Raw genomic sequence first — 9514 nt, forward strand, 5'->3', positions numbered from 1 at the left:
CCCCCTATTTTGTGCTCCCCCCCGGGGGGCCGCCCCCCGGGGGGGCGGGGGGGCCCCCCCCCCGCGTTCCCGGCGGTTTCCCGAACTCCCGTCACCACCGCTTCGCGCGGCTCGCGGCGAACCCGCCCACCTGCCTGCCGACCGTGCGCAGCTGCTCGGCCACCTCGGCGCTGGAGCACTCGCCCGCCTCGTCGAACTTCACCTCGCGGGTGTTCACCGACGCCCCCAGCGGGGTCGGCCAGCCGCGCAGGGCGTGCACGATCGAGCGCAGCGAGGTCAGCGTCGTCACCGAGGCCTGCCAGCCCATCGCGGTCGCCACGCAGCCCACCGCCCGGCCGTCCAGGTACGGGCGCTCGTCCCCGCGCAGGTCCTCCACGTAGTCCAGGGCGTTCTTGACCAGCCCGGACACCGTCCCGTGGTAGCCGGGCGACACCAGCACCACGCCGTCCGCGACGCGCAGCGCCTCCACCAGCCTGCGGGCGGCCTCCGGGCGGGTCGGCTCGGTCGGGTCGTAGAACGGCAGCACCAGGTCCGGGCCGGACACCTCCACGACCCGCGCGCCGGTCTCCGCCGCGCCGGACAGGACCAGGCGCAGCGCGCGCTCGGACGAGGAGTTGGCGCGGAGCGAACCGCCGATGCCCACCACGGTGACCGTCATGCGCCCGATCCTGCCACCTCCAGTTAGGTCGAGGTCCAACCTCTCGCCCCCGCGATCTGCCCGCAGGTAGCGTCGGTCACATGTCGAAGCTCGCCGACAGGGTCCCCACCGGAGTGCTGGCCGCGGGGTTGCGCGCCGCGTTCGCCCTGCCCGCTCCGGTCCGCCGACTCCTCACCGGACCGCCCCGCGTGGTCGACGGCCAAACCCTCCACCCGGACACCCAGCTGCTGCTGCGGATGCAGGAGCTGTCCGGAACGGGCTGGTCCACCTCGTCCCCGGCCACCAGCCGCGCCTCGCTCCGCCGCACCGCGGCCCTCGTCGAGGGCCCCAGGCTGCACCGGGTCCTCACCAGGCAGGTGCGGATCGACGAGCACCTCAAGGCCAGGCACTACACCCCGCAGGGGCTGCCCGACGGCTCCCCGCTGCTGGTGTTCCTGCACGGCGGCGGCTGGGTCAGCGGCGACCTGGAGACCCACGACGACCTGTGCCGCCACCTCGCGGTCGGCGCGGGCGTGCGCGTGCTGGCGGTCGACTACCGGCTCGCCCCCGAGCACCGGTTCCCCGCCGCGGCCGACGACGCCGACGCCGCCTACCGGTACGCCGTCGCCAACGCCGGGGAGCTCGGCGCCGACCCCGACCGCATCGCGCTCGGCGGCGACAGCGCGGGCGGCAACCTCGCCGCCTCGGCCGCGCTCAGCGCCGCCGACGCCGACCACCGGCCCGCGTTCCTGCTGCTGCTCTACCCCTCGCTCGACGCCACCGCCACCGGCGGCTCCCGCGACCTGTTCGCGCGCGGCTTCTTCCTCACCCGGCCCAAGATGGACTGGTTCATGGGCCACTACGCCCCCGACCTGTCCACCCACCACGACCCGAGGCTGTCGCCGCTGCTCGCCCCGGACCTGTCCGCCCTGCCGCCGACCTACGTGGCCACTGCGGGGCTCGACCCGCTGCGCGACGAGGGCGAGGCGTTCGCGGCCAGGCTCGCGGAGAGCGGCGTGCCGGTCGTGCTGCGCAGGCACGACGGGCTGATCCACGGCTTCGCCAACGCGCTCGGCGTCGGCACGTCCGGGCGGGAGGCCGTCGCCGAGGCGATCGGCGCGCTGCGCACCGGGCTCGCGCTGCGGCGGGCGTGAGCGGGCGCCGCACACCTGGCGCCGAGAACCTGGCGCCGAGAACCTGGCGCCGAACGCGGAACGGGCCTGCGGCTGGTGAGGCCGCAGGCCCGTTCCCGCTCCGACCGGTCGGTCAGCCCAGCCTGCGCCGCACGAAGTCGACCTCGGCGGCGGTCTGCGCGATCGTCTCCGCCACCACCAGCGACCCGTGCCCGGCGTCGTACCGGTACACCTCGTACTCCGCGCCCCGCGCCGCGAGCCGGTCCAGGTAGTTGTCGATCTGCCGGATCGGGCACCTCGGGTCGTTCTCGCCCGCCAGCACCAGCACCGGGGCGCGCACCTCGTCCACGTAGGTCAGCGGCGAGCACAGCCGGTACCGCTCCGGCACCTCCTGCGGCGACCCGCCGAACAGCGCCCGGTCGAACGCCCGCAGCGGCTCCATCTCGTCCTCGTACGCCGCCAGGTAGTCCGCCACCGGCACGCCCGCGACCCCGGCCGCCCAGCGCTCCGGCTGCGTCCCCAGCGCCAGCAGCGACAGGTACCCGCCCCACGAGGCGCCGTTGACCACGCACCTCGCCGGGTCCGCGAAGCCCTCGCGCACGGCCCAGTCGTGCACCGCGGCGACGTCCTCCAGCTCGGTCAGCCCCGGCCTGCCCTCGATGGCGTCCCGCCACGCCGAGCCGTACCCGGTGGAGCCCCGGTAGTTCACGTGCACCACCGCGAACCCGGCGTCCAGCCACACCGCCCGGTACGCCGAGAACCGGTCCTCGTCCGCCGCGTGCGGCCCGCCGTGCAGGCTGAACACCGTCGGCAGCGGCCCGTCCGGCGCGCCCTCCGGCCTGGCGACCAGGGCGTGCACGTCGCCGACGAACACGTCGCGCAGCTCGGCCGACGGCGGCGGCCGGTGACCCGCGGGCGAGAGCAGCACCTCGTCCTTGCCGGACGCGGTCAGCACCCGCACCACGCCGGGCCGCGCGGCCGAGGACCACGAGTACTCCACCGCGCCGTCCGGCCGCACCCCGACCGAGCCCACCGAGCCGTGCGGGGTCTCCAGCGCGGTCAGCGCGCCGGTCGCCAGGTCGTAGCGGTGCAGCGTGTTGCGCGCCCGGAAGGTGTGCACCACCAGCAGCGCGTCCGCCTCCGGGTACCAGTCGGCGGAGATCTCGCCGGGCAGGTCCACCACGACCTCGGTCTCGGAACCCGACGCCACGTCCCAGACCAGCAGCTCCTCGCGGCCCCGGCGCTCGTGCATCACCAGCAGCCGGTTGTCGCCGCGCACCGGGCTGAACGCGATCGCGTCCAGGCCCTTGCCGGGGCCGTCCCACTTCTCCGCCGCGGTCTCGCCCGCCGTGGTCAGCACGCGCAGCGCGGTGTGCCGGTTGTCGCCGTGCTCGGAGTGCGCGATCGCGACCAGCGTCTCGTCCTTGGACAGCGCGCCCAGGCCCGCGTCGTTCGCGTGCTGGTAGAGCACCTCGGCGGGGCCGCCCGCGCGCGAGAGGTAGACGGTGGTGCCGTCGTCGGTGGACGCGCCGACGACCACGACCTCGGCGCCGATGCCCAGGCCCGCCGGGTAGGCGGCCGGGACGTCCGGGACGGCGGGCTCGGCCTTGTCACCCGTCGCGGTGAACGGCTCGGTCACCCACACGCCGAACTCGTCGCCGTCCGTGTCGGAGAACCACCAGATCCGCTCGCCGTCCGGGCTGAGCGCGCAGTGCGAGGTGCCGTTGGGGCGGTCGGTGACTTTGCGGTGCTCGTCGGACGACCGGTCCCAGGCGTAGACCTCCCACACGCCGCTGGAGTTCGACAGGTACAGGTTCCGGTCCGGCGCGTCCTCCGCCCACTGGGGCAGGCTCACCCTGGGCGCGGTGAAGCGGTCCCGCCAGCGGGCCTCCGCCTCGGGGTCGGGGAACAGCGGGTCCGGGACTGGAGCTGTCGGGTGCGTCGTCACGCCCCCGATCCTGCCGGCTTCGTCGCGGTGACCAGGTGGTAGTCCAGCAGGCCCCGCTCGGCGGCGACCAGCCAGTTGCGGTCCCACCGCTCGGGCGCGGGCCCCAGCTCCAGCCAGCGGTCCAGGCCGCGCCACACGTGCCCGCCCACGCTCGTGGCCGCCACGTCGCCGAACCCGGCCTCGCGGAGCCGGTCCAGGAAGCCCCCGATCGGGTGGGGCAGGTCGAGGCCGCTCGCGAACGTGGCCAGCAGCCGGGACAGCTCGGGCGCGGCGGAGGCGTCGGCGGCGAAGAACGTGGCGACGGCCAGCCTGCCACCGGGGGAGAGCACGCGGGCCGCCTCGCGGGCGAACGCGCCGAGGTCGTCGAAGTGCTGCGCGGCCTCCACCGACAGCAGGCGCTCGAACTCGCCGTCCCCGAACGGCAGCGCCCCCGCCGACCCGACCGCGAACTCCCCCTCGGGCGCCGCCGCGCGGGCCCGCTCGACCTGCTCGGGCTCCTGGTCGACCCCGGCGCACCGGGAGGGCGACCGGAGCAGCACCCGCAGGGTGCCCACCCCCTGCCCGCACCCGACCTCCAGGGTGCTGCGGCCGGTGGGGGAGAGGGCGTCGAGCACGAGGTCGTAGAGGGCGGCCTGGGAGGCGACGCGGTCCTCGGCGGACAGCGGGCCGTCGAGGGGCACGCCCCGCCAGAAGCCGAAGTTGATGAAGCCGCCCGCGAACACGGGGAGCTCGGCGAGCTCGCCGGTGGCGTAGGCGCGGCGCAGCTCGGCGCGGTGGTCGGGGGCGGGGTGCCGGGGCGGGGTCGCGGGGTCCACGGCCGCACTGTGCGCGGCCGATGACGACGCGGGAAGCCGGTTCCCCCGCCCACCACCCCTTCGGGGCAGGAGGGGCTTCGGGGAGACGCCGGGCTGGAACGGGGGCGGGCCCTCGCCGCCGGGGAAGCGGCGGCTGTCCGCCGCACCCGGCTCTCGCCGCCCGACGTCCCCGTCCCCCGGCCCCGCGTCCCGCCGTCCAGGAGCCCGGTGGCCGCCTCCGTCCGCGTGAGGCGGCCCACCGGGGTGGTCTTGGGGGTTCCCGGCGGTGCGGGGGCGTTCAGCGGCCGTTCCGGCCCGCCGCTCGGTGGGGGCGCCTGACCCGGCCAGGCCTGCGGCGGGAGGCGGGGGTGGAGCGGCGGGTGGTCGGCTCGTGGCGGGCGTCCGACGGGGTGCGCGGGCCGGGGAGGGTGGCCGGCCTGGTTCCCGGCGGGGGGAGTTCCTCGGCGAAGATGCGGTCCGCCGTCCTCCCCGCCCTGCGCAGCGCGCGGACCGCCGCCGCGCCGAGCAGCAGCAGCGCCCCCGTCGCCGCCCCGAAGACCGGGGAGGTCAGGTCCGCCACCAGGAACGCCGCGCCCACCACGGCCAGCGCGAGGACGACGCTCCCCAGACCCGCGGTCGCGGAAGTCCGGGGTGGCGCTGCGGGGATCGGCGCTGCGGAGACCGGCGCTGCGGGGACCGGGGGTTCGGAGGTCGGGTCGCGGTGCTCGGCGTGCGGGCCTGACTGTGCGGCGGTGCTCATTGCTACTCCTCGCAGGAGCGGGTGCGGTTGTGCGACGCGCGTGTCTCGTTTTTCGCTCCGACCCGCCTTGCTGTTACGCAGAGTCAGTTCAATATTAAAGGTTCACCCTAAAGAGGGTACTGTGTGTAATCGGGTGAAGATCCGTTCACGGAAGCCCGGCGAACGCCGCCACCAGCGCCCTGTTCAGCTCGCGGAGCCTCGGCTCGTACGTCGGGCCGTCCCCGAGGTCCGGTCGCGCCACCGGCGCGCTCCTGCGCTCGGGCGCGCGCGGCGCGGCGATCGGAGCAACCTCGGGCCGGGCGAAGACCCCGCCCAGGTCACCCATCCGGCGCATCGCGTCCCGCACCGCCGCCGCTGCCTCGTCACCGGCCCGCCCCAGCTGCCGCCGCCACCGGTCCACCCGCTCCTCGGCGACCGCCTCGGCCTCGGGCCCCCGCCCCCGCGCCTCCTCGACCGCCCACCGCGCCCTCGGCTGGAGCTCCAGCAGCACCGCCCGGTACCCGTCGACCGCCCGCGCCGCCCTGGTGAACTCCTCCGCCGCGCGCAGGCACCGCTCCCGCAGCCGCCCGCGCGCCCCGTCGTACCCCTCCCGCGCCCGACCGCTCCACTCGTCGGCCCGCGCACGGGACACCGCCCCCGCGACCTCGTCCAGCGCGCCCGCGACGTGCCGCAACCGCACGACCTCGTTCTCCAGCACCGACGCGCTGCCCGCGATCGGCTCCCCCTCGTCCGCCGGCACGCGCGGCTACCCGTGCTCGTCCGAGCGCCGCGCCGCCTCGACGTCCGCGTCCGCGTAGGCCGCCGCAGTCTCCTCCAACCGCCGCGCCAGCTCCGAGGCGTCCGACGCGAGCGCGGCGATCCCGACCCGCGCGGCGTCGTCGAACCCGGCCAGCGCCGCCCCCAGCCCCTCGTGCCCGAGCCTGGTCGGGTCCGCCCGGTACCTGAGCGCCGGGCTCCCCACCAGTTCGGCCACCTCCGCGCGCACCGATCCCGCCGCGCCGCGCAGTTCACGAGTGTCCACCGCGAAACCGCTCATCCGACGGACTGTAGCGGCAGTCGAAGTTATCCGGCGCGGTTTTCACCGGGTGGGCGGCGAATCGCGAGGAGTTCTCCGACCTGTTCCGGGAGAAGGGTGAATGTTCTCCTCAGGTCCCCCTCGGGATCGGCCACCGGATTCACCGCGAGCCCCGTTCCCGGATGCCGCGCGATGAGTTCCGCGGCGAGTTTCGGACCCGTGCTGGTGAACGCGAACCCGCCGAACGCCGGGTTCGCCGGCAGGTACTCCCGCAACCGGGCGCGCGTGCTGAACACCGGCATCCACGCCCCGTGCTCCCCGGCGTCCAGCACGACCGGGCGCCCTTCCCGGTCCCGCAGCCCGTGCAGCGGCTCCTCGCGCGCGAACCGCAGCGCCTGCTCCAGCGGGGAGACCGGTTCGCGGAAGCGCCCGATCCGCTCGTCGGCCCCGTCGTCCGGCGGGTCGCCCGCCACCGCGCGCCGCTCCGCGTCCAGCCGGGCCAGCACGTCCGCGGGCGGCACAGGCGCAGGTCCGGCCCGCAGCGACGCGATCAGCGCGGGCTGAGCCTCGTCGCCGAACCGGCGCTCCAGGGTGCGCTGCGACAGGTCCAGCCCGTCGCGCAGCCGCCGCTTGCGCGAGGTCAGGTTCAGCCCCCACCAGGCCGGGTCCAGCGAGGTGTTGAACCACCCCCGCGCCACGGCCGCCACCACCGGGTCCAGCCCGCCGAACACCCGCTCCAGCTGGAGCACCGTTTTCGCCCTGACCCGGTCGGGCGGGTCGGAGGCCCCGACGCCCCACAGCGCTCGCAGTTCCGACCCCAGCGCCCGGTCCAGCCCGGTCCGCCGAACCCCGGTCGACTTGTGCAGCGAGCACGCCCGGTCGATCGCGCGCTTGACCTGGTCCACGCGCGACAGATTAGGCACCCGACCTGGCGATTCGCCGAGAACTCGCCACGCCGCCGCTTTTCGCCACGGATTCGCCAACCGGGCGGGTTGGCGAGAGCGTGGCGAGGCGGGAAATCGAGTGGCTGGAAAGGGCGCGGTGCGAATACCTTCGGAGGCGTCGGAAACACCACTGGGAAACCGAGGGGGAAAGACCATGGGGGAGCGCACGGCTCGCAACCGCGACATGGCGTAGGCCACGCGGCCGGGCGGTGGGGGCGCCGCCCGCAGAAGGGGGGCCGGAACGCGGGGGAACGCGGCGGAGGGGGGAGCGGGGGCCGCCGCGCCGTTCCGGAGGAGGTCGGGGTTCGTCCGGGGGGACGGGCCCCGACCGCTTTTCCGGGGTCGCGGGCGAACGGGTTCCGGGAACGCGCGGGGCCGTCGTCGGACGAGCGCGAACAACACGGGGGCGGTGAGACGAAGGTCACGCCGGGAATGGTCGGGGCCGCCGAGGGAAAACGGGCCCGGAAAGCAGTTCAGGCCGGGAGCTTCGTGAGAAGCTCCCGGCCTGAACTGGTCGGGGTGACAGGATTTGAACCTGCGACCTCTTCGTCCCGAACGAAGCGCGCTACCAAACTGCGCCACACCCCGGTGGGCCGAACGAGGTGAACTCTACCGCACGTTCCCACGAACTCGGAAATCGGTATCCCTCTTCGCTTCGTCGTCGCTCTGACCAGCGTCGACGTCGCGGGGGACGAGGGTGAGCAGGCTGGCCTCCGGCGGGCAGGCGAAGCGGACCGGCGCGTAGGGCGAGGTTCCGAGGCCCGCGGAGACGTTCAACCACATGTGCGCGCCCCACCGGGACACGCCGCGGGCCCGGCCGCGGTCGAGGTCGCAGTTGGTCACCAGCGCCCCGTAGCCGGGGATGCGCAGCTGCCCGCCGTGCGTGTGGCCCGCGAGCACCAGGTCGTAGCCGTCGGCGGCGAACGGGTCCAGCACCCTCGGCTCCGGCGAGTGCGTGACGCCCAGCCGCAGCGCGCCCTTGCCGGGCGCGCCCGCGATCTCGGAGTACCGGTCGCGCTTGAGGTGCGGGTCGTCCAGCCCGGCGGCGACGATCCGCTGACCGCCCGCCTCGAACGAGGTCCGCACGTGGGTCAGGTCGATCCAGCCGCGCTCCACCATGGCGGCGCGCAGGTCGCGCCACGGCAGGTCGAGCCCGTGGATGCGCTTCGTCTTCGCGGACGGCAGCAGGTAGCGCGCCGGGTTCTTCGGGCGCGGCGCGTAGTAGTCGTTGCTGCCGAACACGAACACGCCGGGGAAGTCCAGCAGCGGACCGAGCGCGCGGATGACGCCGGGGACGGCCTGCGGGTGCGCGAGGTTGTCGCCGGTGTTGACGACGAAGTCGGGCTCCAGCTCGGCGAGCCCGGCGACCCAGCGCTGCTTCGAGGTCTGGTTCGGGGTCATGTGCAGGTCCGAGAGGTGCAGCACCTTCAGGGGCGCCGAACCGGGGGCCAGCACCGGGATCGTGGCGCGCCGCAGTGTCCAGTGCCTGCGCTCGATGCCGGCCGCGTAGGCGAGGGCCGCGGTTCCGAGTGCGGTCGTGGCGAGCAGGGATCGGCCGAACGTGTTCACCTCCCCGAGGGTAGGCGGTCAAATGATTCGGGGCTCGACGCGGTGCCCGGTAGGTTTGCCCGCATGGCACAGCTCAAGGCGCGGTTGCAGTCCGATCTGACCGGCGCCATGAAGAACAGGGAGTCGGTCACGGCGGGCGCGCTGCGGATGGCGCTGACCGCGGTGACCAACGAGGAGGTCTCGGGCAAGGCGGCGCGCGAGCTCACCGACGACGAGGTCCTCAAGGTCCTCGGCCGCGAGGTGAAGAAGCGCCGCGAGGCCGCCGAGGCCTTCGCGAACGCGGGCCGGGACGAGAAGGCCGAGCTGGAGCGCCAGGAGATGGCGATCCTGGAGACCTACCTCCCGAAGCAGCTCGACGACGCCGAGCTGGCCGCGCTCGTCGACGAGGCCGTCGCCGAGCTGGCGCAGGGCGGCGAGCAGCCGGGCCTGAAGCAGATGGGCCTCGTCATGAAGGCGGCCAACGCGAAGGTCGCCGGCCGCGCCGAGGGCGGCCGGGTGGCCGCCGCCGTGAAGGCCCGCCTGAGCGCCTGAGCGCCTCCCGGCCCTCCGGGACCGGGATTCCCGCCCCACGAGCGGAGGAGCGGCGCCCCGAGGATCTCGCGGCGCCGCTCCTCCCGTCGGTCGACCTCGCTCAGCGGGTCGGTCTGGTCGGCCTGGTCGGTCCGCCCGGCTGCCCCGGCGTCCCCGGTGTCCCACCGCCCGGTTGACCGCCGG

Annotated in this window: 10 protein-coding genes and 1 tRNA gene; 2 read left to right on the forward strand and 9 right to left on the reverse strand. The window is 75.3% G+C overall.

The genetic code is table 11. From position 1 onward, the window contains the following. Window positions 1–91 precede the first annotated feature (91 nt). Complete coding sequence (locus ACTUAL_RS27115) at window positions 92–658, reverse strand: NADPH-dependent FMN reductase (protein ID WP_440902228.1); 567 nt, start codon at window positions 656–658, stop codon at window positions 92–94. Between the two features lie 80 nt (window positions 659–738). Between ACTUAL_RS27115 and ACTUAL_RS27120 the strand changes: the two genes are divergently transcribed. After that, window positions 739–1791 carry an alpha/beta hydrolase gene (locus ACTUAL_RS27120; RefSeq protein WP_440902229.1) on the forward strand — a complete coding sequence of 351 codons (1053 nt, stop codon included), beginning with the start codon at window positions 739–741 and terminating at the stop codon, window positions 1789–1791. Between the two features lie 112 nt (window positions 1792–1903). Here ACTUAL_RS27120 and ACTUAL_RS27125 read toward each other — a convergent pair whose 3' ends face one another. The 8 genes from ACTUAL_RS27125 to ACTUAL_RS27160 form a co-directional block, all read right to left on the reverse strand. Further along, window positions 1904–3718 carry a prolyl oligopeptidase family serine peptidase gene (locus ACTUAL_RS27125; protein ID WP_440902230.1) on the reverse strand — a complete coding sequence of 605 codons (1815 nt, stop codon included), beginning with the start codon at window positions 3716–3718 and terminating at the stop codon, window positions 1904–1906. Further along, on the reverse strand, window positions 3715–4533 hold the full coding sequence (locus tag ACTUAL_RS27130; RefSeq protein WP_440902231.1) for a class I SAM-dependent methyltransferase: 819 nt from the start codon (window positions 4531–4533) through the stop codon (window positions 3715–3717). Before ACTUAL_RS27130 ends, ACTUAL_RS27125 begins: the two co-directional genes overlap by 4 nt. 277 nt (window positions 4534–4810) lie before the next feature. Further along, complete coding sequence (locus ACTUAL_RS27135; RefSeq protein ID WP_440902232.1) at window positions 4811–5272, reverse strand: hypothetical protein; 462 nt, start codon at window positions 5270–5272, stop codon at window positions 4811–4813. Between the two features lie 145 nt (window positions 5273–5417). Continuing rightward, window positions 5418–6011, reverse strand: coding sequence for a putative T7SS-secreted protein (locus ACTUAL_RS27140; protein ID WP_096491092.1), 594 nt, complete (start codon window positions 6009–6011; stop codon window positions 5418–5420). 6 nt (window positions 6012–6017) lie between these two features. Next, complete coding sequence (locus ACTUAL_RS27145; RefSeq protein WP_440902233.1) at window positions 6018–6308, reverse strand: hypothetical protein; 291 nt, start codon at window positions 6306–6308, stop codon at window positions 6018–6020. A 26-nt stretch (window positions 6309–6334) separates the two neighbouring features. Further along, window positions 6335–7192 carry a hypothetical protein gene (locus tag ACTUAL_RS27150; RefSeq protein ID WP_440902234.1) on the reverse strand — a complete coding sequence of 286 codons (858 nt, stop codon included), beginning with the start codon at window positions 7190–7192 and terminating at the stop codon, window positions 6335–6337. Window positions 7193–7742: 550 nt separating this feature from the next. After that, a tRNA-Pro gene (locus tag ACTUAL_RS27155) sits at window positions 7743–7819 on the reverse strand. A gap of 21 nt (window positions 7820–7840) precedes the next feature. After that, window positions 7841–8800: a metallophosphoesterase gene (locus ACTUAL_RS27160; protein WP_096491095.1), complete on the reverse strand. Its 960-nt coding sequence runs from the start codon at window positions 8798–8800 to the stop codon at window positions 7841–7843. A 63-nt stretch (window positions 8801–8863) separates the two neighbouring features. Here ACTUAL_RS27160 and ACTUAL_RS27165 point away from each other — a divergent pair, with 63 nt between their 5' ends. After that, window positions 8864–9331 carry a GatB/YqeY domain-containing protein gene (locus tag ACTUAL_RS27165; protein ID WP_096491096.1) on the forward strand — a complete coding sequence of 156 codons (468 nt, stop codon included), beginning with the start codon at window positions 8864–8866 and terminating at the stop codon, window positions 9329–9331. The last annotated feature ends 183 nt before the right edge of the window (window positions 9332–9514 follow it).

The organism is Actinosynnema sp. (assembly GCF_052038725.1).

What these genes read in the sequence shown, in the direction of transcription:
- ACTUAL_RS27115 (WP_440902228.1), bottom strand. Translation starts at nt 658, where the DNA reads ATGACGGTCACCGTGGTGGGCATCGGCGGTTCGCTCCGCGCCAACTCC.
- ACTUAL_RS27145 (WP_440902233.1), bottom strand. Translation starts at nt 6,308, where the DNA reads ATGAGCGGTTTCGCGGTGGACACTCGTGAACTGCGCGGCGCGGCGGGA.
- ACTUAL_RS27120 (WP_440902229.1), top strand. Translation starts at nt 739, where the DNA reads ATGTCGAAGCTCGCCGACAGGGTCCCCACCGGAGTGCTGGCCGCGGGG.
- ACTUAL_RS27165 (WP_096491096.1), top strand. Translation starts at nt 8,864, where the DNA reads ATGGCACAGCTCAAGGCGCGGTTGCAGTCCGATCTGACCGGCGCCATG.
- ACTUAL_RS27135 (WP_440902232.1), bottom strand. Translation starts at nt 5,272, where the DNA reads ATGAGCACCGCCGCACAGTCAGGCCCGCACGCCGAGCACCGCGACCCG.